The 26,590-nt window shown below is 70.8% G+C and carries 27 protein-coding genes; 15 read left to right on the top strand and 12 right to left on the bottom strand.

Features of this window, described 5'->3' with window-relative positions:
- Window positions 1–202 precede the first annotated feature (202 nt).
- On the bottom strand, window positions 203–490 hold the full coding sequence (locus AL2_RS02180) for a GntR family transcriptional regulator (protein ID WP_083945851.1): 288 nt from the start codon (window positions 488–490) through the stop codon (window positions 203–205).
- A gap of 154 nt (window positions 491–644) precedes the next feature.
- Between AL2_RS02180 and AL2_RS02175 the strand changes: the two genes are divergently transcribed.
- Both AL2_RS02175 and AL2_RS02170 read left to right on the top strand, forming a co-directional pair.
- Complete coding sequence (locus tag AL2_RS02175) at window positions 645–917, top strand: hypothetical protein (RefSeq protein ID WP_067628580.1); 273 nt, start codon at window positions 645–647, stop codon at window positions 915–917.
- Window positions 918–1,104: 187 nt separating this feature from the next.
- The gene (locus AL2_RS02170; protein WP_067628579.1) at window positions 1,105–1,644 is read left to right on the top strand and encodes a YdeI/OmpD-associated family protein; all 540 of its coding nucleotides are present in this window, start codon (window positions 1,105–1,107) and stop codon (window positions 1,642–1,644) included.
- 111 nt (window positions 1,645–1,755) lie between these two features.
- Here AL2_RS02170 and AL2_RS02165 read toward each other — a convergent pair whose 3' ends face one another.
- The 3 genes from AL2_RS02165 to AL2_RS02155 all read right to left on the bottom strand — a co-directional run bounded on the left by AL2_RS02165 (window position 1,756) and on the right by AL2_RS02155 (window position 5,245).
- Window positions 1,756–2,808: an MBL fold metallo-hydrolase gene (locus AL2_RS02165; RefSeq protein ID WP_067628578.1), complete on the bottom strand. Its 1,053-nt coding sequence runs from the start codon at window positions 2,806–2,808 to the stop codon at window positions 1,756–1,758.
- Window positions 2,809–2,862: 54 nt separating this feature from the next.
- A complete protein-coding gene (locus tag AL2_RS02160) occupies window positions 2,863–3,918 on the bottom strand; it encodes an arabinan endo-1,5-alpha-L-arabinosidase (protein ID WP_174550803.1) in 1,056 nt (351 codons plus the stop codon).
- A gap of 292 nt (window positions 3,919–4,210) precedes the next feature.
- A complete protein-coding gene (locus tag AL2_RS02155) occupies window positions 4,211–5,245 on the bottom strand; it encodes a LacI family DNA-binding transcriptional regulator (RefSeq protein WP_067628576.1) in 1,035 nt (344 codons plus the stop codon).
- A gap of 355 nt (window positions 5,246–5,600) precedes the next feature.
- On the opposite strand from AL2_RS02155, the gene AL2_RS02150 reads away from it, so the two are divergent.
- The 4 genes from AL2_RS02150 to arfA are packed head-to-tail and all read left to right on the top strand — an operon-like array spanning window position 5,601 to window position 10,237.
- Window positions 5,601–6,890, top strand: coding sequence for an ABC transporter substrate-binding protein (locus tag AL2_RS02150; RefSeq protein WP_168444799.1), 1,290 nt, complete (start codon window positions 5,601–5,603; stop codon window positions 6,888–6,890).
- Window positions 6,887–7,759 (top strand): carbohydrate ABC transporter permease, encoded by an 873-nt coding sequence (locus AL2_RS02145; RefSeq protein ID WP_067628572.1) that lies wholly within the window; start codon window positions 6,887–6,889, stop codon window positions 7,757–7,759. Before AL2_RS02150 ends, AL2_RS02145 begins: the two co-directional genes overlap by 4 nt.
- Window positions 7,756–8,673, top strand: coding sequence for a carbohydrate ABC transporter permease (locus AL2_RS02140; protein ID WP_067628570.1), 918 nt, complete (start codon window positions 7,756–7,758; stop codon window positions 8,671–8,673). The genes AL2_RS02145 and AL2_RS02140 overlap by 4 nt, the downstream gene beginning before the upstream one ends.
- A 49-nt stretch (window positions 8,674–8,722) precedes the next feature.
- Window positions 8,723–10,237 carry an arabinosylfuranosidase ArfA gene (arfA, locus tag AL2_RS02135; RefSeq protein ID WP_067628569.1) on the top strand — a complete coding sequence of 505 codons (1,515 nt, stop codon included), beginning with the start codon at window positions 8,723–8,725 and terminating at the stop codon, window positions 10,235–10,237.
- Window positions 10,238–10,240: 3 nt separating this feature from the next.
- On the opposite strand, the gene AL2_RS02130 is transcribed toward arfA, so the two are convergent.
- On the bottom strand, window positions 10,241–11,005 hold the full coding sequence (locus tag AL2_RS02130) for an endonuclease/exonuclease/phosphatase family protein (RefSeq protein WP_168444798.1): 765 nt from the start codon (window positions 11,003–11,005) through the stop codon (window positions 10,241–10,243).
- 161 nt (window positions 11,006–11,166) lie between these two features.
- On the opposite strand from AL2_RS02130, the gene AL2_RS02125 reads away from it, so the two are divergent.
- Both AL2_RS02125 and AL2_RS35985 read left to right on the top strand, forming a co-directional pair.
- Complete coding sequence (locus AL2_RS02125; RefSeq protein WP_067628565.1) at window positions 11,167–12,273, top strand: LLM class flavin-dependent oxidoreductase; 1,107 nt, start codon at window positions 11,167–11,169, stop codon at window positions 12,271–12,273.
- Window positions 12,270–13,265 (top strand): AraC family transcriptional regulator, encoded by a 996-nt coding sequence (locus tag AL2_RS35985; protein WP_083945846.1) that lies wholly within the window; start codon window positions 12,270–12,272, stop codon window positions 13,263–13,265. Before AL2_RS02125 ends, AL2_RS35985 begins: the two co-directional genes overlap by 4 nt.
- On the opposite strand, the gene AL2_RS02115 is transcribed toward AL2_RS35985, so the two are convergent.
- Window positions 13,262–15,031: an SDR family oxidoreductase gene (locus tag AL2_RS02115; RefSeq protein WP_067628563.1), complete on the bottom strand. Its 1,770-nt coding sequence runs from the start codon at window positions 15,029–15,031 to the stop codon at window positions 13,262–13,264. The genes AL2_RS35985 and AL2_RS02115 overlap by 4 nt on opposite strands.
- Window positions 15,032–15,196: 165 nt before the next feature.
- Window positions 15,197–16,291, bottom strand: coding sequence for a CapA family protein (locus AL2_RS02110; RefSeq protein ID WP_067628562.1), 1,095 nt, complete (start codon window positions 16,289–16,291; stop codon window positions 15,197–15,199).
- Window positions 16,292–16,502: 211 nt separating this feature from the next.
- On the opposite strand from AL2_RS02110, the gene AL2_RS02105 reads away from it, so the two are divergent.
- Window positions 16,503–17,120 (top strand): Uma2 family endonuclease, encoded by a 618-nt coding sequence (locus AL2_RS02105; protein ID WP_067628560.1) that lies wholly within the window; start codon window positions 16,503–16,505, stop codon window positions 17,118–17,120.
- On the opposite strand, the gene AL2_RS02100 is transcribed toward AL2_RS02105, so the two are convergent.
- Together AL2_RS02100 and AL2_RS02095 are read right to left on the bottom strand one after the other, a co-directional pair.
- A complete protein-coding gene (locus AL2_RS02100) occupies window positions 17,106–18,137 on the bottom strand; it encodes an SPFH domain-containing protein (protein ID WP_083945845.1) in 1,032 nt (343 codons plus the stop codon). The two genes, AL2_RS02105 and AL2_RS02100, sit on opposite strands and share 15 nt — an antisense overlap.
- On the bottom strand, window positions 18,134–18,580 hold the full coding sequence (locus tag AL2_RS02095) for an NfeD family protein (RefSeq protein ID WP_067628557.1): 447 nt from the start codon (window positions 18,578–18,580) through the stop codon (window positions 18,134–18,136). Before AL2_RS02095 ends, AL2_RS02100 begins: the two co-directional genes overlap by 4 nt.
- 147 nt (window positions 18,581–18,727) lie before the next feature.
- Between AL2_RS02095 and AL2_RS02090 the strand changes: the two genes are divergently transcribed.
- The 3 genes from AL2_RS02090 (at window position 18,728) to AL2_RS02080 (ending at window position 22,544) form a co-directional block, all read left to right on the top strand.
- Window positions 18,728–20,941 carry a molybdopterin dinucleotide binding domain-containing protein gene (locus AL2_RS02090; RefSeq protein ID WP_067628555.1) on the top strand — a complete coding sequence of 738 codons (2,214 nt, stop codon included), beginning with the start codon at window positions 18,728–18,730 and terminating at the stop codon, window positions 20,939–20,941.
- Between the two features lie 107 nt (window positions 20,942–21,048).
- Complete coding sequence (locus tag AL2_RS02085) at window positions 21,049–21,963, top strand: Rieske (2Fe-2S) protein (RefSeq protein ID WP_067628553.1); 915 nt, start codon at window positions 21,049–21,051, stop codon at window positions 21,961–21,963.
- 53 nt (window positions 21,964–22,016) lie between these two features.
- Window positions 22,017–22,544 carry a DUF6939 family protein gene (locus tag AL2_RS02080; protein WP_067628551.1) on the top strand — a complete coding sequence of 176 codons (528 nt, stop codon included), beginning with the start codon at window positions 22,017–22,019 and terminating at the stop codon, window positions 22,542–22,544.
- A 92-nt stretch (window positions 22,545–22,636) separates the two neighbouring features.
- Here AL2_RS02080 and AL2_RS02075 read toward each other — a convergent pair whose 3' ends face one another.
- The 3 genes from AL2_RS02075 to AL2_RS02065 form a co-directional block, all read right to left on the bottom strand.
- Window positions 22,637–23,197, bottom strand: coding sequence for a hypothetical protein (locus tag AL2_RS02075; RefSeq protein ID WP_067628549.1), 561 nt, complete (start codon window positions 23,195–23,197; stop codon window positions 22,637–22,639).
- Between the two features lie 118 nt (window positions 23,198–23,315).
- Complete coding sequence (locus AL2_RS02070) at window positions 23,316–23,588, bottom strand: hypothetical protein (protein WP_157437966.1); 273 nt, start codon at window positions 23,586–23,588, stop codon at window positions 23,316–23,318.
- A complete protein-coding gene (locus tag AL2_RS02065; RefSeq protein WP_157437965.1) occupies window positions 23,585–24,601 on the bottom strand; it encodes a protein kinase domain-containing protein in 1,017 nt (338 codons plus the stop codon). The genes AL2_RS02070 and AL2_RS02065 overlap by 4 nt, the downstream gene beginning before the upstream one ends.
- A 196-nt stretch (window positions 24,602–24,797) precedes the next feature.
- On the opposite strand from AL2_RS02065, the gene sepF reads away from it, so the two are divergent.
- The 3 genes from sepF to AL2_RS02055 all read left to right on the top strand — a co-directional run bounded on the left by sepF (window position 24,798) and on the right by AL2_RS02055 (window position 26,529).
- On the top strand, window positions 24,798–25,061 hold the full coding sequence (sepF, locus tag AL2_RS02060; protein ID WP_067628543.1) for a cell division protein SepF: 264 nt from the start codon (window positions 24,798–24,800) through the stop codon (window positions 25,059–25,061).
- 141 nt (window positions 25,062–25,202) lie between these two features.
- The gene (locus AL2_RS37155) at window positions 25,203–25,370 is read left to right on the top strand and encodes a hypothetical protein (protein ID WP_157437963.1); all 168 of its coding nucleotides are present in this window, start codon (window positions 25,203–25,205) and stop codon (window positions 25,368–25,370) included.
- Between the two features lie 82 nt (window positions 25,371–25,452).
- The gene (locus AL2_RS02055) at window positions 25,453–26,529 is read left to right on the top strand and encodes a TauD/TfdA family dioxygenase (protein WP_067628541.1); all 1,077 of its coding nucleotides are present in this window, start codon (window positions 25,453–25,455) and stop codon (window positions 26,527–26,529) included.
- The last annotated feature ends 61 nt before the right edge of the window (window positions 26,530–26,590 follow it).

Below are 26,590 nucleotides of genomic sequence, written 5' to 3'. Positions count from 1 at the left end.
ATTTCGCCGCCGGGTGGGCTCAGAAAAAGGCCCTGGTCACAGCGCGTCTCTCCGCACAGCGACGTACGTTGCCGCTGCCGCCATCGTCAGCATCACGCTCAATGCTCAAGGCCGCGCACGAGCCGCAGCAACGCGAATGGTCAGCCAGTGCCGTTCGTGTCGGCGTGCGGAACCGCGACCACGAACGCGCTGGACAGCTGGGTCACTCGCGGGACGACTCGTCATCCTGTGGTTGCTCACCAGTCGGGCGCTGCTCAACATCCGGCGCTACGTAGGTCGCCTTTCCGACTACGGCGACGGTCAGGCCCTTCTCGCGCAGGAGGCGCAGGGCGGTCTCTGCGGTTCGCATCCCGACACCCGCTTCGTCAGCGATCTCCCTCGCGGACGGAATGCGCTGCCCCGGCCGCAACCTGCCCGCGCGTATCTCGTCCTCGATCGTCTCGGCGATGACGAGATACGCGGCGCGCGGCTGCTCCAGATCGAACTCCACTCGTCCATGGTGGGTCGCACGGGGTCATGCCGGGTTACCCGGTGTACCGCAGCGTTACACGGGTATGGTGTGGCCAGACCAAAGCGCCCCGCCCAGACGTCGGAACCGTCCAGGCGGGGCTACGGACCGAACGCCAGTAGGAGGCGAACGACCCTTGGACAACGAGACTACGGCGCGCGCGTCGCGGCGGTGGGAAGCATTGGAGTTCGACGCGGACGGGAAATACTGGACGGCCCGGCTGAGTGGGCGCCTGTCGGGCCGCGAGATCGCGGCGGGGCTGGAGTCCGTCGTGTACGGGCCGGATGCTGACGCGTGTGTCAGGGAGGCGGCCCGGCAGGACCGCATGTGGGCCGAGTTCCCGCTGCGTGCCGACGACCGTGACGGCGCGCGCCGGCGGCTGCACTACCTCGCGGGAGGCGCGGTATGACGCTGGTCGCCGCGCTCCTGGGCATGCCGTGTGCGGCCCTGCTGACATGGACCGCCACCACATACGCCGCGTCCCGGAGGTACGGCTACGTCGGCAAGCATCGCGCGACCTGGTGACATCCCCGGGAGGTGTGCCGCCTGCCGGGCCGTGCGACCCTTTGGGTAACCGAACATGAGGGTCGCCATTGATGCACTTTCAGGACGCCGCCGAGTGGGGCGCGTGGCTGGCCGCGCACCACGACACCGAGGACGGCGTCTGGTTGAAGATCGCCAAGAAGGGTGCGCCCGTCGCGTCGCTCACCATCGGGGACGCGGGCGAGGTGGCGCTGTGCCACGGCTGGATCGACAGCCGGCGCAAGGCCTATGACGAGCACTTCTACCTGCAGCGATACTCGCGCCGCCGACCAGGGAGTCCGTGGTCGCGGATCAACGTCGAGCGCGCGGAGGCGCTGATCGCCGCCGGCCGGATGCGTCCGGCCGGCATGGCGGAGATCGACGCCGCCCGCGCGGACGGCCGCTGGGCCGCCGCCTACGCCGCCCAGCGCGACGCCGCCGTCCCGCCCGACCTGGCCGCCGCCCTCGCCGACCACCCGCAGGCCGCGGCGCGCTTCGAGAAGCTCGGCAAGACCGACCGCTACCTGCTCATCCTCCCGCTCCTCAAAGCCCGGACTCCGGCTGTCCGCACGTCCCGCCTGAACAAGACGATCGCCACCCTGCTGGCCTCGTGACCCCGTCGCCGCCGTCACCAGCCGTGGGTACTGAAATGCAACGCCCATCAGTCTCGCCGCCATGGCGCCCGGCGCTGTCCGCTCGTCGGGGGTGGCCCGCTACCAGGGCGGCTAGGCGGTGAGGCGATATGTGGTGCCGCTGCTTCCCTGCACCCAGGCGTCGGGGAGGGTGGCGGCCAGGGCGTGCTGGGCGCGCCAGCCGGTGCAGTGGCCGGGGACGATCAGGCTCGGCGCCAACTCGGTCAGCGCGTCCACGGTTGGCGCGATGACCGGTTCGAAGGCTGGGCCGCCGAGATGCAGTCCGCCGACGAGCGCGTGCAGCCGGTCGACGCCGGTCAGCCGGCGCGCGTGCCGGACGATGTTGACCGCGCCCGCGTGCCCGCAGCCCGTCAGCACGACCAGGCCCCGGTCGCGGACATGGACGACGAGCGCCTGGTCATCGGTCACCAGCGGGTCGTGCGCCCACTCCGACCCCGTCCACGCCTGGTGCGGCGGGGGCATGCCGCGCTCGAACTCGGTGGTGCGGTCGACCTCGCCGGTGATCAGCACGCTGCCGTCCAGCAGGAGGGACGGCTCGCGGCGCTCGATGATCTCGAAGCCCTCCGCGTCCAGCGCACGCTTGCTGAGCGTCGGCAGTTCCTCCGGCTCCCGGCCGGGCACCGCGAACCGGCGGCGCGTCCACACCAGCGGGTGCAGCACCATCGGCAGCGACCGGACGCCGCGCTTGCCCGCCAGCCCGGCCAGCCCGCCCGTGTGGTCGAAATGGCCGTGGCTGAGCACGACGGCCTGGACGTCCCCGAAGTCGACGCCGAGCCGATCGGCGTTGGTGACCATCGCGTCCGGGGACCGGCCGGTGTCGAACAGCAGCGTGGTCGCGCGGCCGCCGCGGCGCACCGTGACCAGCGCGGCGAAGCCGTGCTCGGCGATCATCCCGGTGAAGGTCCGGCCGCCCTCGAACAGCGGCGCCGCCACCGCGCCCGCGCCCGCCCCGGCCCGCCGGGTGCGCTCGTCGCTCGTCAGCAGGGAGTCGAAGACGTTGTCGACCAGGGTGACGATCTCGACCTCGTCCACCGGCTCCAGCACGATCGGATCGACCGCCGCTCCCGGCGCCGGACGCGGCATCGCCGCCAGCGCCTCCCCGGCCCCGCCCCCTGTTTCGCACATATCGGCAGCCTAACCCCGGCCCGGCGGGTGGGCCGGGCCGGAACGCAGCGGTCGTCAGTAGACGTACGGCCAGGCGGCGCCGTCCCAGCCGATGAGGTTGATGCCGAGGTAGGACGCGCCGCTGTCCGCGTAGTAGTGGTAGAAGAGCACGTCGCCGTCGACGTCGCTGAGGACGGCCTCGTGGCCGGGCCCGTGGATCGAGCCGTGGCCGGCGAGTATCTCGGTGCCGCCGCCGCTGTTCATGGAAACGCCGTTGCGGTCGGTGTAGGGGCCGGTGATGGACGCCGACCGGCCGACCATGACGCGGTACGTGCTGGCGGCGCCCCGGCAGCAGTAGTCGAAGGACACGAACAGGTAGTAGTAGCCGCCGTGCCGGTAGATGAACGGCGCCTCGATCGGGCCGCCGCCCCGGGAGGCGATGGACCGGACAGACGTGTCGGACGTGGAGCGCAGGCCGCTGCCGGCGTCCAGGCGGATCATCTTGATGCCGGACCAGAACGACCCGAAGGTCAGCCACCACTGGCCCGATCCGTCGACGACGAGGTTCGGGTCGATCGCGTTGTAGTTCACCGAACCGCTGCTCTCGATGACCTTCCCGCGGTTCGTCCAGGTTCCGGACGCGCCGGTGGGGCTGGTGGCGAGGAAGATCGCAGAGTGCTGAGAGCCGAAGGTGGACGCCGAGTAGTACAGGTAGAACTGGCCGTTGCGGTAGGAGATGTCGGGCGCCCACAGGCTGCGGGAGCCACCGGTGTACGACGTGGTCCACGGCGCGCCGCCGGGGAAGGCGGCCCCGGCGTTCCGCCACGCGGTCCGGTCGGTGGACGTCTTGATCGGGATGTTGTCGCCGGTCGTGACGACGATGTACGTCCCGTTGGGCGCCCGGACGGCGGAGGGGTCGTGCGCGCCGGTCGAGCCGGTGACGTAGCCGGGGTTCGGGTACGCCGCCAGTGCCTTCTCGGCGGCCGTGTTGACGAACCGTACCTGCGGGCCGGTGCCCGCGTCACGGATGATCAGGACGGCGGACGAGGCCGCCGCGAGCGCGACCGCTAGGGCGATCGCCAGGGCGCGCCAGGGTCGCCGCCTCGCGTGCGGCAGGACGGGAGCGGTCATGTGACGGGCTCTCCTTTCGGGTGACGCTGCCGGCCCGAAATGCGCGGCGGGAGCCTGACCGGGTGGCCGGGGACCGCGCAGAGCAGCGGGTGTGACCGGTAACATCTACGCCGACGTGGGAGTCTTCGCTTTCTTCCGGGATCATCGGGCATCGGCGCTCGGCGCCGCGATGGCCGGCGGCATGCGCGCTGGGTGCCTCGCCGCCAACGATTGCAGCGCTGCAAGACAGGATGCACCGGCACCTGGCCCGGTGCAAGGCCGGCATGAAAACTCCGCGCCGCGCCGGTCCGGCTCAGGCGGACGCTCGGCCGGCCGTGCTCTCGCGGACGATCAGGCGGTGCGGGGCGCGGAGCTCCAGGCCCGGCGGCGGGGCCTTGCTGCCGATGCGCAGGAGCAGGCGTTCGACCGCGGTGGCCGCGATCATGCTCTTGTCCGGCGAGATCGTGGTGACCGTGGGGTTGGAGTAGCGGCCGTCCTCGATGTCGTCGTAGCCGATCACCGCCACGTCCTCCGGCACCCGCATGCCGCGCGAGACGAGGGTGTGGATGGCGCCCAGCGCGACGAGGTCGCTGTAGCAGAAGACGGCGTCCGGGGGGTCGTCCCGGTCGAGGAGGCGGGCCATGGCCTCGGCGCCGTCGGCCCGGTTGAAGCGGGGGCGGCGGATGATGAGGTCCTCGTGCACCGGGAGCCCGCGGCGCTCGTGGGCCGCGCGGAAGCCGCGGGTGCGCAGCTGGGCCGCCTCGCCGGTCTCGTACGGCTGGTCGCCGATCGCGGCGACGCGGCGGCGGCCGAGGTCCAGCAGGTGCTCGGTGGCGTGCCGGGACGCCTCGACGTCGTCGATGCCGACGTGGTCGAACGTTCCATCGCTGACCCGCTCGCCGAGGATGACCAGCGGAAGGTTCGGGTCGCGGTCGGCGAGGGCGTCCTGCGGGAGGCCGAGCGGGCTGAAGATGACCCCGTCGAAGAGCAGCCGGCTGGAGCCGTGGTCGATGAGCATCCGCTCGTGCTCGCGGTCGCCGTCCGTCTGGTCGATCAGCACGTTGTAGCCCCGCACGCGAGCGGCCCGGATGATGTCCTGGAGCAGCTCGGAGAAGTACGGGGTGTCCAGGTACGGGACGACCACGGCGATCTGCCCGGAGCGGCCGCGGGCGAGGTTGCGGGCGAGCACGTTGGGCCGGTAGCCGAGCTGGTCGACGGCCTCCTGGACGCGCCGCCGGGTGTGCTCGGTGACGTTGGCGTAGCCGTTCACCACGTTGGAGACCGTCCGGCTGGACACGCCCGCGAGTTCGGCCACGTCGCGCAGGGTCACCTCGCGTCCTCGTCGCATGCCCGTCCCTCCGCCCCGTGCCGGTCGGCGGCCCCGCTCCGGCCCTCGACCAGCTTCCGGCAGGCCGCCTCTTGCCGTCCACCGCCTTCGCGTGCATCCTGTTTGCAGCGCTGCAAAATGATAGTGGAACCCGGTGGGCTCCGTGTCCATCGGGAACGGCATGCGACTCCCGCCACCCCCGAGCCCCGGCGGGGACGGGACGTGCGCGGGACCTGACAGCCGGTCCTTGGTGTGCCAGCACCAAGGACCGACCCACCCAACACGCGATACCAGCGCGTCGAATCCCCCATGGGAGGGACCAATGAGTGTCAGGCACCTCAGTGTAAAACGCGGGCGGCGGCGGCCCGTCCGGACCGTGGCGGCGGTGGTCGCCGCGGGCGCGCTGCTGGCGGGCTGCGGCGGCTCCGGTGACGCGGGCGGCACGTCCGACGGCCCCGTCAAGATCAAGGTTTGGGCCTGGTACCCCTCGTTCAAGCCCGTGGTCGACCTGTTCAACAAGACCCACGCCGACGTCCAGATCGAGTGGACGAACGCCGGCACCGGCCAGGACCAGTACACCAAGCTGCAGACCGCGCTGAAGGCGGGCAAGGGCGCGCCGGACGTGGTGATGATCGAGTTCCAGGAGATCCCCACGTTCCAGCTCACCAAGCACCTGGTCGACATGGGCGAGTACGGCGCGAACGCGGCCAAGGGCAACTACGTCGACTGGGCCTGGAAGCAGGTCAGCAACGGCGACAAGGTGTACGCGATCCCGGTCGACGCCGGGCCGATGGCGATGCTGTACCGGAAGGACATCTTCGACAAGTACCGGCTCACCGTCCCGAGGACCTGGGCGGAGTTCAAGGAGCAGGCGCAGAAGCTGAAGAAGGCGTCGCCGTCCAGCTTCATGACCGACTTCGGTGCCAACGACGGCGGCTTCATGACCGGGCTGCTCTGGCAGGCCGGGGCGCGCCCGTTCGACTACACCGCCGCGAAGGCGCCCGGCATCGGCCTCAGCATCAACGGTCCGCAGGCGAAGCAGACGATGGCGTACTGGGAGGACATGGTGGACAGCGGCCTCGCCGACACCAAGGCCTTCGCCACCACCGACTTCTACACGGGGCTGACCACCGGCAAGTACGCCACCTACCTGGCCGCCGGCTGGGGCCCCGGCTACCTGGCGAGCGTCGCCAAGAAGACCGAGGGCAAGTGGCGGGCCGCGCCGCTGCCGCAGTGGACGGCCGGGGCGAACGCGCAGGGCGACTGGGGCGGCTCGGCGTTCGCCGTGACCGACCAGTCGAAGCACCCGAAGGAGGCGGCCAAGGTCGCCATGGAGATCTTCGGGACGAGCAAGGACGCGTGGCGGATCGGCATCGACCAGGCGTTCCTGTTCCCGACCGTGGCGCCGATCCTGGAGTGGGACTACTTCCGGGGCAAGGAGTACGGCTTCTTCGGCGGCCAGAAGGTCAACGAGGTGTTCGTGCCCGCGTACAACGCCATCGGCGAGTTCCGCTGGAGCCCGTTCAACAGCTACTACTTCAGCCAGCTCACGACGGCCATGAACCAGGCGGTGGAGAAGAAGACGCCATGGCCGGCGGCCCTGGACGGCGTCCAGCAGAACGTGTCGAAGTACGCCTCGCAGCAGGGCTTCAAGGTCGCGCCGTGAGGATACGCAGGGGACCCGGCCGCCAGGCGGCGGCCGGGTGGCTGTTCGTCACGCCGTTCACGATCCTGCTCGCGGCGTTCCTGCTGCTGCCGATGGCGTACGCGGCCAAGCTCAGCCTGTACCGGTCGACGCTGGTGCAGGGCGAGGTCTTCGCCTGGCTGGACAACTACCGGCAGGCGCTCGGCGACCCCGAGTTCCGCCGCGGCGTCGTCCGGGTGATCGTCTTCGGTGTGGTGCAGACCCCGGTGATGATCGCGCTGGCGCTGGTGTTCGCGCTGCTCATCGACGCGGGCACGTCGCGCCTGTCGCGGTTCTTCCGGCTGGCGGCGTTCGTCCCGTACGCGGTGCCGGTGGTGATCGGGACGCTGATGTGGGGGTTCCTCTACAGCCCGCGTACCGGCCTGTTCAGCTTCGCGGGGGACCTGGACGTCCTGTCCAGCGACACCGTGCTGTTCTCGCTGGGCAACATCGTGACCTGGCAGTGGGCCGGATACAACATGATCGTCCTGTACGCGGCGCTGCAGGGGCTGCCGCGCGAGGTCTACGAGTCGGCTCGGATCGACGGCGCCGGGCCGCTGCAGATCGCCGTCCGCATCAAGACGCCGATGATCTCCGCGGCGATCGTGCTGGTCACCATCTTCACGATCATCGGCACCCTCCAGTTCTTCACCGAGCCGCTGATCCTGCAGCCGCTCAACCCGGGCGCCGTGACCAACAGCTACACGCCCAACATGTACGCCTACCACCAGGCGTTCTCCTACCAGCAGTACAACTACTCCGCCGCCATCTCGTTCCTGCTGGGCGCCGTCGTCTTCGTCGGGTCGTACATCTTCCTGTTCGCCACGAGGCGGAGGAGCGCGCTGCGATGAGCACGGTGACGATGGACGGAACGTCCGCCGGGAACCGGACCGCCCCGGCGCCGCGCGGGACGGCGCGGGCCGGCGCCGGGCGGATCGCCTCGCACGCGGTGATGGCGGTCATGGCGGTGTACTTCCTGCTCCCGTTCTGGTGGCTGCTGGTCGCGGCGACCAAGAACAACGACGGGCTGTTCGGCTCGCAGCCGCTGTGGTTCGGCGGCGACTTCAGCCTGTTCGGCAACCTGTCGGAGCTGTTCACCCAGAGCGACGGCATCTACCTCAAGTGGCTGCGGAACTCGGCGCTGTACTCGGTGGTCAGCGGGTTCGGCGCCACCGCGGTCGCCGCGCTCGCCGGGTACGCGTTCGCCAAGCTGCGCTTCCCCGGCCGCAACGCGCTGTTCGCGACGCTGCTCGGCCTGATCATGGTTCCGATGACGGCGCTCGTCCTGCCGACGTACCTGCTGATGAGCGAGATCGGGCTCACCGACTCGGTCTGGGCGGTCATCCTGCCGTCGCTGCTCAACCCGTTCGGCGTGTACCTGCTGCGCGTCTACGCGCACGACTCGGTGCCGGACGAGATGCTGGAGGCCGCCCGCATCGACGGCGCCGGCGAGTTCCGGGTGTTCGTCAGCGTGGCGCTGCCGGCGATGCGTCCCGCGCTGGTCACCGTGCTGCTGTTCACGATGGTGGCGACCTGGAACAACTTCTTCCTGCCGCTGGTGATGCTCAGCGACGACGACCTGTTCCCGCTGACCGTGGGCCTGCGCACCTGGTACCAGTCCGCGACCATCGGCAGCGGCGGCGGGGAGGCCCTGTTCAACGTCATCGTGGCCGGCTCGCTCGTCGCGATCGTCCCCCTGATCATCGCGTTCCTGCTGCTCCAGCGGTACTGGCGCGGCGGCCTGACCATCGGCGCCCTCAAGTGACCGCCCCCCGAACGACCGCCTCCGAATGACCGCCCTCCGAAGGGGAAACATGCTGCACGCATCCGTCGTCCTCGACCCGGCCTCCGTCGTGGCCCCGGTCAGCCGCCGCACGTTCGGCTCGTTCGTCGAGCACATGGGACGCTGCGTCTACACCGGCATCTACGAACCGGACCACCCGTCGGCGGACGAGGACGGGTTCCGCGCCGACGTCCTCGCGCTGACCCGCGAACTGGGCGTCACGATGGTGCGCTATCCCGGCGGCAACTTCGTCTCCGGCTACCGCTGGGAGGACGGCGTCGGGCCGCGCGACCGGCGCCCCCGCCGCCGCGACCTCGCCTGGCACAGCATCGAGACGAACCAGGTCGGCATCGACGAGTTCGCCCGGTGGGCCGCCAAGGCGGACGTCGAGATCATGTACGCGGTGAACCTCGGCACCCGGGGCGTCCAGGAGGCGCTGGACGTCCACGAGTACGTCAACCATCCCGAAGGGACGGCCCTGTCCGAGCTGCGGCGGGCGAACGGGGCGGCCAAGCCGTACGGCATCGGGCTGTGGTGCCTCGGCAACGAGATGGACGGGCCGTGGCAGACCGGGCACAAGACCGCCCACGAGTACGGGCTGCTCGCCGCGTCCACCGCGCGGGCGCTGCGCTCGGCGGAACCGGGCCTGGAGCTGGTGGCCTGCGGCAGCTCCGGCTCGGCGATGCCGACGTTCGGCGCCTGGGAGGCGACCGTCCTGGAGCACGCCTACGACCTCGTCGACTACGTCTCCTGCCACGCCTACTACGAGGAGCTGGACGGCGACCTGGGCTCGTTCCTGGCCAGCGCCGCCGACATGGACCACTTCGTGAACAGCATCGTCGCCACCGCCGACAGCGTCGGCGCGCGGCTGCGCAGCAAGAAGAAGATCAACCTCTCCTTCGACGAGTGGAACGTCTGGTACCTGTCCCGCTTCCAGGGCCAGGACCCGCCCGCCGGCTGGGACGTCGCGCCGCGCGTCATCGAGGACGAGTACAACGTCGCGGACGCGGTCGTCGTCGGCAACCTGCTGATCTCCCTGCTGCGGCACAGCGACCGGGTGACCGCCGCCTGCCAGGCGCAGCTGGTCAATGTGATCGCCCCGATCCGCACCGAGCCGGGCGGCCCGGCGTGGCGGCAGACGATCTTCCACCCGTTCGCGAAGACCGCCGCCCTCGCGCGGGGGGACGTCCTGTGCACCCGCCTCACGTCCCCCACCTACGACACCGCCCGCTACGGCGAGGTCCCAGTCGTGGACGCCGTCGCCACGCACGACACGGAAACCGGCGAAGTGGTCGTCTTCGCCGTCAACCGCGACCAGAACGACCCCGTGGAGCTGACCCTGGACCTGCACCTGTTCAGCGAGGCCCACCGCCTCGCCGACGCGTGCACCCTGACCGACGCCGATCTGACCGCCACCAACACCCGCGAAGCCCCCGACCGCGTCGTCCCCCGTCCCAACGAGCGGGTGACGGTCGACGGCGACACGCTCAAGGTCGTCCTGCCCCGGGTGTCGTGGAACGCCATCCGGCTGGAACCGGTGTCGTGATGTTCAGAGGTGGAGGGCGGCTTCTATGGCGTAGTGGTCGGAGAGGTGGGCGCGATCGCCTCCGGCCAGGCGGATCTCGTCCTTGAAGACGACGCGGGCTTCCGCCTTCAGGCCGGGTCTGTGGAGGAGCTGGTCTATCGCCCCGATGTCGGCGCATTCGGGGCGGTAGGTGGGTTCTGTGCTGCCGGCCAGAGCGTCCCGCAGGCCGGCGGCGGACGCGAACGTCGCGAAGTAGGGGGAGTCGCGGGGGACGTTGAAGTCGCCCGCGGCCACCAGGGGTTCTGCCGGGTCGATCCTGGTGACGGCGTCCGCCAGCCGGGCCAGTTCGGCCTGCTCGACCTTCGTGTAGCGGTTGGACGGCGACCAGTCCATGTCCATGTTCGCGGAGAGGTGCGTGTTCACCACCGTCAGGTATCCGCTTGGCAGTTTTATTCGAGTGAACAGGGCGCCTTTGTTCAGCAGCAATTCGGGGCGGACGGGGCGGGCGGGCGTGAATGGCTCGTAGTGGGTGCGGGTTATGGGCCAGCGGGAGAGGGTGACGAGGCCGCCTCGGACGAGCGGGAACGTCCAGGCTCGCGCCATGTGCGGATAGGACGGGGTCGCGCGGCGAAGGCGGGACAAGATGAGCGGCGATATCACCTCTTGCAGGCAGACTATGTCGTAGCCGGAGGCGTCCAGGAGGCCGGCCAAGGCGTCCATCCGGGCCTGGGTGCGGCCGCGGAAGAGCGTATTGAACGTGAGGAGGCCCGTCGCGGGGTGTTCCGCCATGGTCGCCACTGTACGTCGTGGCGGACGCGGGGCCATTCGGCCGGCTCCCGCTTGGCGCCATACCGGTGCGAGTGTGGCTGATTCCGGCCATTGCCCCTCGTCCGGGGGCTTCCGATACTGGCGGGACAATACCGAACGCGATCGGATCGAAAAGGGACGGCATGGGATTCCAGCTTGGCTTGTTCTCCCCCAACACCGAATCGGGACTCGCGATCACGACCGCTCCGGAAAGATGGCACGCGACCTGGGACGACAACCTCCGGCTGGCCCGGCTCGCCGACGAGACCGGCATCGACTTCCTGCTCCCCGTGGCCCGCTGGACGGACTGGGGCCCCGGCACCGACTTCCACAAGAGCGCCCTCGACCCGCTCGTATGGGCGTCCGGGATGCTCGCCCACACCAGCCGGCTGCGCGTGTTCAGCACCGTCCACACGGCGTTCCACCACCCGGTCGTCGCGGCGAAGCAGCTCGCGACCGCCGACCACCTCAGCAAGGGGCGGGTCGGGCTGAACATCGTGGCGGGCTGGCACGCTCCCGAGTACGAGATGTTCGGCCTCACGCTGCCCGGCGACCACGACACGCGCTACGCGCTCGCCCAGGAGTGGTGGGACGTCGTCAAGCGCATCTGGTCGACCGACGAGCCGTTCGACCATGACGGGAAGTTCTTCCAGCTCCAGCACGTCGTGGGACGGCCCAAGCCGTTCAACGGGCACAGCCTGCCGGTCATCAACGCGGGGTCGTCCACGCAGGGACGGTCGTTCGCCGCGCGCAACGCCGATCGGGCGTTCACCGTCGTCGGCGGCCCGGAGGACGGCGCCGGGATCGTGAAGGCCATCCGTGCCGAGGCCGCGTCCTACGGGCGGACGGTCGGCGTCTTCACGCTCGGGCACGTCGTGTGCCGTCCTACCAAGGCGGAGGCGGAGGAGTTCCTGCACTACTACGCCGACGAGCACGCCGACTGGCCCGCCGTCGACGAGGTGATGCGGCTGCAAGGGCTGCACGCGCAGTCGTTCACTCCGGAGATGCTCCAGATTTACCGGGACAGGTTCGCCGCCGGGCACGGAAGCTGCCCGCTGATCGGCGACCCCGACACCGTGGCGGACGGCCTCGCGGAGTTCGCGCGTGCTGGATTCGACGGTATCGCTCTGTCGTTCCTCAATTACGCTGATGAACTGGGCTACTTCGCCGCCGAGGTCATGCCGCGGCTGCGGGCCCGGGGTGTCCTGTCCACCGACCGAGCAGAAACGGCTCCGCCTACACGAACATGACTCCTGCCGACACCTTGCCGCCTCTGTCCGCCTACCAGCGGGTCGCCAGCACGGACATCGACGTCCTGCACGACACTGTCGAGCCGTTCGCCGTGGGTCACGACCTCCAGGTCCGTGAACCGGGCGTCCCGCTGGACGGTCTGGTCAACGGCCTCGGTGTGGGCGCGGTCAATCTGGTGTGGGTGCGGTACGGAGGCGGCGGGGTCATCGTGGACACTCCCCCGACGAACGGTCATTTCGCCATGTGCGCGCCGATGGCCCCCATGGGCGTCGAGTACCTGGAGACGAGGAACCGCGACACCGCCGACGGCAGCCTCGTGCTGTCCCATGACGAGCCCATGCGGATGACGCCGCATCCCCTGCTGGGCTGCCTCGTCATCGCCACGAGCACCGGACGCCTCGCCGACCATCTCGCCGGTCACCTCGGACGGGAGCACACCGCTCCGCTGCGTTTCCACAGCGTGGACGGGCCCGCCATCGCGCCGGCGTCGATCGTCGAACGCACCTGGCGGCACGTGTGCGACGTCCTCTGCCACGCGACGGCCCAGGGCGGGCTTCACGCGCTGGCGGCGCGCAGCCTGGAGGAGTCGCTGCTCACCGCCATCCTGCTCGGCCTGCCGCACACGGCCACCGCTTGCCTCGCCGAGGCGCCGGCGCCGTCACCGCACCATCTGGCCGGCGCCATCCGCGACTGGGTGGAGGCCCATCACCACCGTCCGATCGGCATCACCGACATCGCGGCGGCGGTGGGCATCAGCGTGCGCCAGCTCCAAGCGATCTGCCAGGACCAGTGGGGTCTGACCCCGACGCAGCTCTTGCGCGGGATGAGGCTCGATCACGCGCGCGCGGCCCTCACCGTGGCGGAGCAGGGGCCGGGCGCGGTCACGGACGTCGCCAGAGCCGCCGGCTACCTCCACATGAGCCGTTTCGCCGCCCACTACAGGCAGCGCTTCGGGGAGACCCCCACGCAGACGCTCAAACGGGCCGGTTAGCTCATCCGGTCTATGACGCGGTCTCCGGCGCGGCGTCCGATGCGGGCGACCGCCCTGTTGGCGGTCGGGGACACGCGGGAGAGCGCGCGGCCGAAGCGCGCTTCGACGGCGACCAGCGCGACCGGGGTGTCCTTCCGGACGGCCCGCAGGATCGCCTTCGCCACCTTCTCCGGCGGGAACCCGCGACGCTCGACCGCGCGTCCCATCCGCTCGCGCAACTCGTCGTCCACACCCGGCGGCAGGCCGACGAAACGGGTCCGGCCCGTGAGGGGCGTGTCGATGGCGCCGGGGCAGATGGCGGAGACACCGATCCCGTAGCGGTCGAGGTCCAGGCGGAGGCCCTCCGTCATCTGGAGCACGGCGGCCTTGGTCGCGCTGTAGGCGGGCAGTTCGGGGCTCGGCAGGAACGCGGCCATGGACGAGATGTTGACGATGTGGCCCCACTCGCCGCGTTCCACCATCTGGCGTCCGAACAAGCGGGAGCCGCGATACATGCCGTCCAGGTTGATGGAACGTATGCGCGTCCACTCGTCCTCGGACATGTCGAGCAGGGAGCCCGCCACGACGACACCCGCGTTGTTGACCACGATGTCGGGGACGCCGAACGTGTCACGGACGTAGTCGGCGAAGCGTTCCATCGCGTCGGCGTCGGCAACGTCGACCTCATAGACGTGGGCTTCACCGCCGGTGGACTCGATCTCGTCCATGGTCCGCTTGGCGGCGCTCTCGTCGATGTCGGCGACGACTACACGGGCCCCTTCGGCGGCGAAGGCGCGGGCGGTGGCGCGTCCGATACCGCTGCCCGCCCCCGTGATGACGACGAGATCGCCTCCGAAGTCCCTGCCGGGTCGTCCTGCCGCGCGCGCGTGGGCGAGCCCCGGTGTCTCTGGGCCGCCCTCGATGTGGTCTACGAACTCGGTGACCCAGCGGGCTATGAGGTCAGGGTGGCTACGCGCCACCCAATGCCCGGCTGGAGCACGGCGCACGTAGAGGCGTGACACCGGCCCACGCGCCGACAGCAGCAGCGATTTCGAGCCGTAACGGTCCTTGACCGGGACGATGAGCTGGACGGGCACGTCCGTGCGTCCATCGCCGGCACTGCCCGCTCCGCGTCCGAGATTGGCGCGGTACAGGCCGAGCCCGTTGCGGGCGTCCGCCGGCAGCGTGTCCGCCGGGTGGCCGGGACGCGGCTCGGCGCCCTCGCGCAGCCGCATCAGCCGCCCGAACCCGGCAGCGAGCGCGCGGGCCGCGGCCTCACCGGCACGCGGCGCCATGAACACCGGCATGTAGACGCTGCGTCGCGCCTGGCCGAGCACCTCCGCGACACCCCGCGGCCCGGACCGGACGGCCTCGCGCGCCCACCGCGCCATGTGCCGCCGGTCCGGGCCCGAGATCGAGGTGAAGGACGCGATCCGCCCCCGCAGCCGGTCGCCGATGACGGCCTCCCAGCCCTGCACCGAGCCCCAGTCGTGCCCGACCAGGTGGACGGGCTCGTCGGCGCCCACCCCGTCCAGGACGGCCTCCAGATCGCCCATCAGCGCGTCCAGCCGGTAGTCCAGCGGGTCGGACGGGGCGCCGGACGCGCCGGCGCCCCGCACGTCGTAGGCGACGACGCGGAACCGCCCGGCCAGGCGCTCGGCCACGTCGTCCCACATCGCGCCCGTGTCGGGGTAGCCGTGCACGAGGACGACCGTCGGCCGCTCCGCCCGGCCGGACACCCGTACCGCCAACTCGATCTCGCCCGACCTCACCCGTTGATCTCGCATGAGCCCGAAACTACGCCTATCGGACGGGCGGTCCAAAGACCTACCGGACGGGCTGGCGCAGGATCGTGCGCATCTTCTCCGGGTCGGTCTCCGCAGGGTCGGACAGGTAGACCTCATGGTGCAGCCCGTTCACCACGAGCCCCTCCCACGGTGGGAGAGTCCAGCTCACGACGGGTTGGCCGACAGCCCCGTGCAGCCGCGCAGCCCGTTCCACCGCTTGAGCTCCGTCTTCGCGGCGGCGCCCTTCATCGGAATCGGAAGGCCGCCCTGGATGAGGGCCGGAGTCCACTTGTCCTTCACGACCTTGCCGTTCTGCACCTTCAGGAACAGCACGCCGGACTTCGCCGTCTGGCCGTTGGCGGAGTAGAACACGAAGTTGCCCATGCCATAGTGGACGTACGCGTCGTTCATGTAGCCGCCGCCCAGCGGAATGTGGGCGTGGCCCCCGACGACGATGTCGGCGCCCGCCTCAACGAGTTGCTGGGCGAGTTCCTTCTGGCGTGGCAGCGGGCACGGCTGAAGTTCGGCGCCCCAATGCAGGTGGACGATGACGACGTCCGACCCCTTGCGCGCTTCCTTCACCGCCTGGACCATCCGCGGGACGTCCTTGGCCGACGCGAGACCACCCTTGGTGCCGGTCGCCGTCCACGCCTGGATCAGATTGTCGTCCAGCACCTGCGTGGCACCGACGATGGCGAGCTTGTTGCCCTTCACGGTGACGCGGTACGGCTTGAAGGCGGCGTCGGCGTTCTTGCCGATGCCCACGATCGGGAACCCCGTCTGCCTGATCGCGGCCAAGGAGTCGCGCAGGCCGCCCTCCATGTAGTCCATGCCGTGGTTGTTGGCCATGGAGGCGACGTCCACCCCGGCGGCCTTCAACGCCTTCAACGCGGACGGCGGCGCCCGGAAGGTGAACTGCTTGCCCGGCGCGGGCGTACCACCCGTCGTGATGGCCGTTTCCAGGTTGACCATGGCGAGGTCGGCGGCGCGCAACTGCTTGGCCACGGGCCCGAGCGCCGTGGACGGGTCGCCGAGCCGCGCGCGCAGCTGCCCCTCGAAATGAGTGTCGCCGCCGAACGCGAGGATGATCGGCTCCTTGGCCGGCGGCGCCGGCTTCCGCTCGCCGCCCTTCGCACCGGACGTCGAGGGCGGCGAGGTCGCGCCCTCCGCCTCGGAGTCCCCCGAACTCCCGCACGCCGCCGCGGTCAGCGCCACCGCGGCCATCGCCGCGACCGCGGCCGCCGTCCCCCGCCTGCTCATCGCCTCGCCTCCGTCCGGCCCGCCCGGGCCTGCTGGGTCGGCCAAGCATGCCACGACCGCCGCCCGCCCCCACGGCCCCGACGCCGCCCCTCATCTCCCCGAAGCGGCCGGGCGGCCTCCCCCGCCCGGCCGCTTCTCTTCCCGCCCAGCACCCCGGCCGCCCCGCAGATAGGCTCTGATCAGGTACCGGACCGATCCCAGGAGCCCGAGCATGCCTCTTCCCGCGTGGGCGACGGACCCCTCAAGCCTCCTCATCACCAAGGAGCAGTACGAGGCCCTGCCAGAAGAGGTGTGCAAGTCCATCGAAGTGGTGGACGGCAGTGTCATCTTCTGTGAATCGCCATCACCCCGGCACCAGCGCGTCCTGCGGAACCTCACCCGTGCATTGCAAGACGCACGGCCGGCCAACGGTCCGTGCATCGACGTGCTCCCGGACACCGACATGTACTACGTCGAGCGCAGTTGCCATGTCACTGACAAGGGACACCGGTTCACCATGCGCCGTCCGGACATCAGCGTCCTGTACTGCCTCGAAGGGGACGCCAAGTTGACGAGCGCGAACGTCTTCACCGCCGTCGAGATCGCGGGATTCGACAGCAGACAGCGGGACTTCCAGGACAAGAAGGCCGAATACGCGGGCCAGCGCATTCCGGTGTACCTCATCGTCGCTCTGAACGCCGACGAGACGATCAACTCCGTGGAGGAGTACCGGCTCGATTGGTCAGGGCGCAGCTACCAGCTCGCCGCCGTTCACCGCGATGCCCTGGACACCGAGCTTCCGGAGGGCATGAAGCTGAGCGTGGGCTTCTCGGAGCTACAGAGCGTCTGAAGATCCCGCCCGGTCGACAGGGTCTTCTCGGCCGTTGTGCTCGCCCGGCGAGAGGTCGAAGGCGTCCGGGCGGAGCAGTTCCTGCGGCGCGGAAGAACCGGGGTCGGGCTTCGCCGTGGCCGGCTTGGCCTCGTCCAGGGTGCCGCCGAAGGCTTGGCTGACGGCCTGCAGTGCGGTCGTCACTTCGCTCGGGATGACCCAGAAGGTGTTGCCCTGGCCCTCGGCCAGCTTCGGCAGGGTCTGGAGGTACTGGTAGGCGAGGAGCTTCGGGTCCGGGTCGGCGGCGTGGATGGAGTTGAAGACCTGCTCGATCGCCGCGGACTGGCCCTCGGCCTCCAGGATGGCGGCCTGCCGGGTGCCCTCCGCCCTGAGGATCGTCGACTGCCGCTCGCCCTCCGCGGTGAGGATGGCGGACGCGCGGGCGCCCTCGGCGGTGAGGATCGCGGCGCGCTTCTCCCGCTCGGCGCGCATCTGCTTCTCCATCGCGTCCTTGATGGACGGCGGCGGCTCGATCGCCTTGATCTCCACGCGGGTGACGCGGATGCCCCACTTGCCGGACGCGTCGTCCAGCACTCCGCGCAGCGCCGTGTTGATCCGGTCCCGGGACGTCAGGGTCGCCTCCAGGTCAAGGGTGCCGATGACGTTGCGGAGCGTCGTCGCGGTGAGCTGCTCGATCGCCTTGATGTAGTTCACGATCTCGTAGTCGGCGGCGCGCGGGTCGGTGACCTGGAAGAACAGCACGGTGTCGATGTGGACGACGACGTTGTCCTCGGTGATGACGGGCTGCGCCTTGAACGAGACCACCTGCTCGCGCAGGTCCAAGAGGGACTTCACCCGGTCGACGAACGGGACGACGAAGCTGATGCCGGGTTCGAGAGTGCGGTGGTAGCGGCCGAGGCGCTCGACGTTGCGGGCGCGGGCCTGGGGGATGATCCAGACGGCCCGCATCACCGCGGTGGCCAGGACGAAGATCCCGGCGACGATGACGACGAGGACGGCGATGGCGATGTCGGTCATGGTGGCTCCTCGGCCGAGACCGGATAGAGCAGGGCGGTGGCCCCTTCGATGGCGAGGACGTCGGCGGTGGCGCCGGCCGGGATGACGAGGTCGGGGTCGTAGGGGCGGGCCGTCCACTCCTCGCCGCCGATCCGGGCGCGCCCGCCGCGGCGGTTGACCTCGGTGAGGGTGTACGCCTCGCGTCCGACCAGCGCGGCCGTGCCGGAGCGCAGCGGCGGCGGCTGCCTGATGTGGCGGGTCGCGATGGGGCGGACGACGGCGATGCCGGCGATCGAGCCGACGGCGAAGACGGCGGCCTGGGCGGCGAGCGGCAGGCCGAGAGCGCCGGTCAGGCCGGCGGCGAGGGCGGCCACGGCGAGGATCCCGAGCGCGAACGTGAGCGTGAGCAACTCGGCGATTCCGAGCAGCGCGGCGACGAGCAACCAGACAACCCACGGCTCCATAGCAGCTCCTCAAGGCTGCCGAAAGTCCTCTCTTTCAAGGTAACTCCCAAATCACCGTTACGGCCATGCCCAGGGGGCGGCCATGGTGCGGGACGGGCCGACCAGTCATCATGGGGCCGACGGTCCCGTTCACCAAGGAGTGTCTCGATGGGCGACCGCACGGCGTTCCGCACCTGTCCCCTCTGCGAAGCCCTGTGCGGGCTCGAACTCACCCTGGACGACGCGGGAACGATCACCCGCGTACGGGGTGATGAGAAGGACCCGTTCAGCAGGGACTTCATCTGCCCCAAGGGCGCGACCCTCGGCAGCCTCGACGGGGACCCGGACCGATTGGCGGAGCCGCTGGTCAAGGGCGGGACCGCCGGGTGGGAGGAGGCGTTCGCGGCCGTCCGGCAGGGCCTCGCGGACGTCATCGAGCGGCACGGGCGGGACGCGGTCGCCGTCTACATCGGCAACCCGACCGCGCACTCGATCGCCGGCCCCCTGTACGGCGGCGCGATCGTGAAGGCGCTCGGCACGCGCAACCTGTTCACGGCCAGCACCGCCGACCAGATGCCGAAGCACGTCTCGTGCGGGCACATGTTCGGCGACCCCCTCGCGATTCCGGTGCCCGATCTCGACCGGACCCAGCACCTGCTGATGCTGGGCGCGAATCCGCTGGAGTCGAACGGCAGCCTCGCGTCCGCGCCCGACTTCCCCGGACGGCTCAAGGCGATCAAGGCGCGCGGCGGCAAGGTCACCGTCGTCGACCCGCGCCGCACGCGGACGGCCGCGCTCGCCGACGAGCACCTGTTCATCCGCCCCGGGACGGACGCGTTCTTCCTCATGGCGCTCGTCCACACCCTGTTCGCCGAGGACCTCGTCACCGACCGCCTGCCGGGACGCGTCAACGGCCTGGACGACCTGCGCGCCCTCGCCGTCGACTTCACCCCCGAGCGCGTCGCGTCCGCCACGGGCATTCCGGCGGACGTGATCCGGCGGACGGCCCGCGAGCTGGCCGCCGCCGACCGCGCCGCCGTCTACGGCCGCATCGGCACCTGCACGCAGGCGTTCGGGACGCTCAACAGCTGGCTCGTGGACGCCCTGAACGTCCTCACCGGGAACCTCGACCGGGAGGGCGGCGCGATGTTCCCGCGTCCCGCGCACGCGCCCGTGTACCGCCGCAAGAAGCCGTTCACCACCGGACGGTGGCGCAGCCGGGTCCGCGGGCTGCCGGAGGTCAACGGGGAGCTTCCGGTCGCGACGCTCGCGGACGAGATCGAGACGGAGGGCGAAGGCCAGGTCAAGGCGCTGATCACCATCGGGGGGAACCCGGCGCTGTCGGCGCCGAACGCCGCCCGGCTCGACCGCGCGCTCGCCGGGCTCGAGTTCATGGTGAGCGTCGACCCGTACCTGAACGAGACGACCCGGCACGCGCACGTGGTGCTGCCGCCGCCGCGCCCCGCGCAGACGCCGCACTACGACCTCGCGCTGACGGGCCTCGCCGTCCGCGACTACGCGCGCTACTCGCCGCCCGTCGTCGAACTGCCGGACGGGCGCCCCAGCGAGGCGGTCGTCCTCGGCCGGCTCGCCGTGATCGCCTCCGGGACGGACGGCGACCCGGCCGCCCTCGACGAGATGATCATCACCTCGACGCTGGCGAAGGCGACCGCGCTCGCCGGGTCCCCCGTGCACGGCCGCGAACCGGACGAGCTGCGCAAGATGCTCGACACCGGCACGCCCACCGAGCAGCGGCTCGACATGATGCTGCGCCTCGGCCCGTACGGCGACGGCTTCGGCGCCGAGCCGTCCGGCCTCACCCTCACCCGGCTGCGCACCGAGCACCCGCACGGCCTCGACCTCGGCGCCCTCAAGCCGCGCCTGGACGAGGTGCTCTGCACGACGTCCGGCCGCGTCGAGCTGTGCCCGTCCACGTTCGCCGCCGACGTCGACCGGCTGCACGCCGCCCTGAACGCCCCGCGGAACGGCGGCATGGTGCTGATCGGACGCCGCCACCTGCGCTCCAACAACAGCTGGCTGCACAACGTCCCCGAACTGGTGCGCGGCTCCAACACCTGCACCCTCCAGCTCAACCCGGGCGACGCCGACCGGCTCGGCGTCACCGGAGGCGACACGATCCGGGTCACGTCCCGGACGGGCACCGTCGACGCCGTCGCCGAACCCACCGACACCGTCATGCCCGGCGTCGTCAGCCTGCCGCACGGCTGGGGCCACGACCGTCCCGGAACGCGCACCGGCGTCGCGCACGAGCACGCGGGCGTCAACGTCAACGCCGTCACCGACGAGCAGGAGATCGACCCTCTGTCCGGCAACGCGGTCTTCAACGGCGTCCCCGTCACGCTGACCGTCCCGCCGCGCTGACCCCGTGGTTTATCCCCTCCGGCCGCAGGTAGGGGTAAGACTGGCCGCAGGAGAACGCGGAAGACTAATGTCGCAACAGGCGTCTCACATACCGCGGAGGAGGGGACATGCCCCGACGGGTGAACAAATTCCGGCGCGGGTCCGAGCCCCAGACGCCCGCGCGGCTCGCGGACGCGACCGAGGCGCTGGAGCAGGCGACCGGCCTGGACCGCACCATCCGGGTGCTGTCCACGGCCGTGCGGCGGACGCTGCGCCCCGGGCCGGTCAAGGACGCCCTGCACGGCGTCCCGGTCGGCCACCCCGCCCATCCGCCGCTCACCGACGTGCCCGTCGGACTGTGGATCTCCGCCGCCCTCCTCGACCTCATGCCGGGGACGCGCCGCGCCTCGCAGACCCTGGTCGCCGCCGGGCTCGCGGGCGCCGTCCCGGCCGTCCTCACCGGCATCGCCGACTGGGGGTCGCTGCACCGCGAGCAGCAGCGCGTCGGGCTCGTCCACGCCGCCGGGATGGCCACGAGCAGCGCGCTGTACTCGGCGTCCCTCGTGGCCCGCTACCAGGGACGGGACGCCGCCGGCCGCGCGTTCGGCTTCGCCGGCCTGTCCGCCCTGTTCGCGGGCACCTACCTCGGCGGGCACCTCGCGTTCCGGCAGGCCGCGGGCGCCAGCCACGCCGACAAGGTCGGCCACCTCGTCCCGCTCGGCTGGCACGACCTGTGCAGCGCCGCCGACCTCCCGGACGGCTGGCCCGTCACCCGGCGGCTCGGCTACATCAGCCTGTTCGTCCTGCGCACCGGCGACGACGTCCACGTCCTCACCGACCGGTGCAGCCACCTCGCCGGGCCGCTCCACCAGGGCCGCGTCATCACCGACGACAACGCCGACGTCTGCGTCATCTGCCCCTGGCATGGCAGCACCTTCCGCGTCACCGACGGCTCCGTCGTCCACGGCCCCGCCACCGCCCGCCAGCCGGCCTTCGAAACCCGCGTCACCGACGACGGCACCCTCCAGGTCCGCCCCGTCTAACCTCCCCCGCTGGGCGCCCGGTGCTGTCCTACCCGGATGGCAGGTTCGCGTTCATGTCACTCCATGTCGCGAGCCGCCGCCGCACCACACTCCGCCGGGACTTCCCCGACGCGCTGATCCTCGATGTGACGTCGCGTGCCCCGGAGCCCTGGGTGCGGCTCAGTCCGTTCTATCCGCACGGTGGCATCCCGGTGCCCGGCCACCCGGACCGTACGGCGCAGTCGGTCGAGGGCGTCTGGCAGGCCCTGAAGGTGTTCGCCTCAGAGGAGGAGGATTTCTCCAAACTAGAGGTGACAACCATGAAGGGGATCAAACGAACGGTCCGCCGGCTCGGCCCCCCGCTCGGCCACCGGTTCGAAGGCCGGCTGCTCGGCTATGAGGAGGCCAGGCGGTTGATCTATCTGCCGACCTACCGCTGGATGCTCGACCACCGAGCCCCCGCTCTCGTCGCCGAACTCCGGGAACTCAGCACGAAGCACACGGTCGTGCTGCTCGACTACACCGTCAACGGAGATGTGGCGGACCTCTCGAAGCCGCTGTCGCACGCCGCGCTCGTCGTCCAACACGTCCAAGACCTCTGAGGTCGGACGCGTCTACGGCCAAGCGTTCGGCCCTTGCCAATGTGAGGCCGTGTGGACCGCCGGGGTCTGGTCGGCGGTCCACACGGTCTCGACTAGATGGACGATCTGGTCAGCCGCTTGCGGGAGCCGCCGCTTTCCAAGATCTCCTCGCGAGCGTCGATGTCACCGCTGAACTGCGGGAGGTAGGGCGCGGTGCCGCGGTCGGCGATCTGCGCCGAGGTGATGGTCAGGTCGTAGTGGGCCCACGCCATGGCGGCGTCGGCCAGCCGGCGAGCCGTGGCGCGGATGAGATGGACGTCGGGTGAACCGGTGACGATCAGCAGGACGGGCTCCCCGCGGTCCAGGTCGATCGCGGTGGGGCTGTCCGGCCATATCGCCACGCGCAGGCAGCGATCCTCGATGACGCGCAGCTCCCCCGCGTCCGGGACGCAGGCCCAGGGCCTGCCGTCCGCGGCACACGTGATCATGACGACGGGACGCTCCCGCGCCTGGGAACTCCTGATCACGTCGAAGGAGGTCGAAAGGACGTCGGGCGAGGCGGTCAGCGGCACGGCCGCCTCGCGCCGGGGGTTCGGTCGGCCCGGATCGCCCTCCAAGCCGATCAGTGAATAGATCCGTTCGGGTGAGAACCAGCCGTGAACCGACTTGAACATATGTTCGATTCTATCGCACGCAGATGACCTTGACCCCACGCGCGCCCGTTAACATCTCGACCGGCTGGTGGTGCCCGGACGCGCCCGCCGACGTGAAGCGGCGCGGGGTCCGGCGGAGTCAGCCCAGCATGAAGAGCAGCATGAAGAACAGGAGCCCGGCCACCGCCGACGCCGCCGCCTGGCGGGACCGGAAGGACGCCGCGAACAGCAGCACCGCAACGGCCAGGACGCAGACGGCGGTGACGAGCACGGCGAGACGGGCGGGCGGCATGCCGAAGGCGATGAAGGGCATGCTGACGATGGCCAGGGGAGCCAGCAGGCCCAGGGTGAACCGGACGGGGCTCATGGTCAGGCCACCGCCGACCGCGATCACGCCCCCGGTCACGCTCACGGCCAGGCCGCACAGGAATGACAAGGCCAGCCGTACCCCGATGCCGTCGTCGAGCGCCTCCCCCAGCAGCATGTACACCCATCCGGGTGTCGTCCCGAAAACGGCCGCCGCCGCGGGGAGGCGGGTCCGCCGGCTGAGGGTGGCGGCGGCGCATCCCACCATCGCCAGGTAGAAGAGGTTCTCGACCGGCGGGCCAAGGCCGCGGGAAGGCCCATCGACACCGTCCCCGCCGAGGACGAGACGGTGCGGGGCGGCCCGTCGTCCGCCGCGACTCGCTGCGCGGGGATCATGGCCCGCTGGGGGACCCCGCCCCAGGCTGCGCCCGCCTGTCCCAGTGCGTCCAGCAGGGCGGCGCGCATGTCGGCCGCGCTGGTGTAGCGCTCCTGCGGGTCTTTGGCCAACGCCTTCAGGACCACCTGGTCCCATGAGACCGGCAGGCCGGGACGTAGCGCGGACGGCGCCTCGGGTGTCCGCAGGAGATGTCCCATGAGCACCCCGGAGGGGGTTCCGCCGGTGAACGGCGGCCGTCCGGTCAGCAGCTCGAACAGGACGCAGCCGAGCGAGTACAGGTCCGACGCCGGCCCGACGGGCTTGCCGTCGGCCTGTTCGGGCGACAGGTAGGCGGGGGTGCCGATCAGCATGCCCGTGGCGGTCAGCCGGGTGGCCTCTTCGGACATGAGCCGGGCGATCCCGAAGTCCATCACCTTCACCACGGGACGCGACCCGGACTCGTCCAGCATGATGTTGGCGGGCTTGATGTCGCGGTGCACGACGCCTTTGGCGTGGCAGTGTTCCAGTGCGCGCTGGAAGCGGGCCAGGAACCCGGGCTGGCGCGCCAGTTGCTCCGGCAGCACCTTGACGGCCACCGGACGGTCCAGATCGCGGTCCACGGACCGGTAGACCGCGCCCATGCCGCCCGATCCGAGTTCCCGCCCCAGCTCGTACCGACCGGCCAGAACCCGCACCCACGCCTCCACGCACCAGGACGCCGCGACCGGGCGGGCAGCACTCACCCCTGGCCCCTGCGCCACACCGCCGACAGACAGACAATCTCGTACCTTAGAGACCCGCGCTCCCGTCCACCACCGCCCACTACGTTGACCTGCGGCGTGTTGTTGTCATGGAGGGCCGGATAACAACAACTCGCCGCAGGTCAACGATCCGCACCGGGGGGCTTGCGCTGTGAGGGGGTGTGGGCAGACTTGGGTTGTGATTAGAACGCTGCGCCCCAAGGACTACAACGAGGTGCTCCACGTCGGGCACTTCTTCCGTAAGGGTGACCCCGTGCTCATGGACCTCACCGAACTGTCCGACGGGGCCGCCAGGCAGCTGGTGGACTTCTGCGCCGGGCTGATCTGCGGGCGAGGCGGGCAGATGGAGCGGCTGGACAAGAAGCTCTTTCTCCTCCAGCCGCCGGCCAGTCCGCGGATCGCCGCCGCGCACATCCCCGACTTGGCCCACGTCGTCGACTGATTCGCACCCGGGCGGGTGGGCAGGCCGCCAAGCGCGGGAGGCGCGGCGGCGTTTCGTTAATGCGAGATGGCGTCTCGGTTGACGAGATCGGGGAGGGTGGCCTACGGTTTGCGGACGATCCCTCACCGCTGGGAGCACACCATGATCCGAGCCGCCTCACCAGGGCTTGGACCGGTGCTGCGCGCCGAGCGGCTACAGGCGAAGCGGCTGGTCTCGCCGCCGCCGTACTCGGAGACGTCGCGGGTCCGCCCGCCGCGTGAGGGCATGCGCCCCGGCACGGCCGCGGGCATCCCGCAGACGCCCTTCTAGGACCTGACGACCGCAGCCCTTTCCCTGGCCGCGGCCCGTCCGCGTCCGCGGCCGTCTTCTCCTCCCGAAGTTGCGAGGCACCATGAGCACCACCGTCGACCTGTCCCCGATCTCCGGCCCGTCCGCCTGGCGCGGCGACGAGCTGGCCGGTTCCACCGAGTGGATCTACCACCTGTCCGACGCCGAGCGGGACGAGCTGGAGGCCGCCGGCCGCCGGTTCGCCGCCGAGGACCCCGACCTGCGCACCGTCACGTCCGCCGACTACCCCCTCGACGCCTGCGCCGGGCTCATGGAGGAGTGCGCACGGCAGATGGACGCCGGGCGCGGCTTCATCCTCGTCCGCGGGCTCCGCACCGAGGATTACGGGGACGCGGTCGCGGGCGCGATCTTCTACCTGATGGGCCTGCATCTCGGCACGCCGATGTCGCAGAACCAGTTCGGGGACGTCCTCGACCACGTCATCGCCACCTCGAACAAGACCCTGGACGATCCGACCGCGCTGCCGTCCCGGGTCCGCGACCGGCTGCCGTTCCACTCCGACAGCTCCGACGTCGTCGCCCTGATGTGCCTGCGCGGCGCCCGCGCCGGCGGAGCCAGCAGCCTGGTCAGCGGCACCACGATCTACAACGAGATCCTGCACCGCCGCCCGGACCTCGCGCCGCTGCTGTTCGAGCCGTGGCACTGGGACTGGCGCAAGCAGGACCCCGACGCCCCGGCCGACACCTACGAGTCCCCGATCTGCGGCTATGTCGACGGGATCTTCAGCACCTACGCGGGCAGCTCGATGATCTTCTCGGCGCAGGACTACCCGGAGGTGCCCCGGCTGACGGAGGCGCAGATCGAGGTCCTGAACCTGTTCGACGAGATCGCGCAGGAGCCCGGCCTCCCCCTGGACATGGACTTCCAGCCCGGCGACGTCCAATGGCTGCTGAACTACGCCGCCCTGCACTCGCGCACCGGCTACGTCGACCACCCGGAGCCGGAGCGCCGCCGCCACCTGCTGCGGCTGTGGCTGCGCCGGGATGTCGGACGACCGCTGGTGCCCGGCTTCGGCAAGAGCGTCATCAAGGCGCGCGGCGACGAGGAGGTCGAGCCCATGCCCGGCGGCCGCTTCCAGATCACCGACGCCGTCGTCCCCAACGAGACCTGGGGACTGTAGGCCCTGAGCTCGGCCGTCCGCGCCTCACCGGGGAGGGCGCGGACGGCCGTTTCGTCCGCTT

The sequence above is a fragment of the Actinomadura latina NBRC 106108 genome, assembly GCF_001552195.1.
Classification (GTDB): domain Bacteria; phylum Actinomycetota; class Actinomycetes; order Streptosporangiales; family Streptosporangiaceae; genus Spirillospora; species Spirillospora latina.
The sequence above is the reverse complement of the archived record's forward strand: the minus strand, read 5'-3'. Positions and strand labels throughout refer to the sequence as shown.